The 222-nt window shown below is 61.3% G+C and carries 1 protein-coding gene; it reads left to right on the top strand.

Going from position 1 to position 222, the window contains the following annotated elements; translation table 11 throughout:
- Positions 1-222, top strand: a 222-nt coding sequence (locus BEN49_RS28955; RefSeq protein ID WP_204376153.1) for a hypothetical protein, incomplete at both ends; no start/stop codon positions are given.

The raw sequence follows: 222 nt of genomic DNA, 5'->3' as shown, positions 1-222 counted from the left end.
TATTCCGCAACGGTACTTACGAGCTGACCACGCCCCGACCCCGGGGCAAACCACTACGACGTGCCCCAAACATTGTGCTGCTGCGCAAAGTACGACCCCCGAAAACGGTGCTCAGCGCGGTGGTATTCCGCAACGGTACTTACGAGCTGACCACGCCCCGACCCCGGGGCAAACCACTACGACGTGCCCCAAACATTGTGCTGCTGCGCAAAGTACGACCCC

The sequence above is a fragment of the Hymenobacter coccineus genome (assembly GCF_001816125.1).
Lineage (GTDB): Bacteria > Bacteroidota > Bacteroidia > Cytophagales > Hymenobacteraceae > Hymenobacter > Hymenobacter coccineus.
The sequence above is the reverse complement of the archived record's forward strand: the minus strand, read 5'-3'. Positions and strand labels throughout refer to the sequence as shown.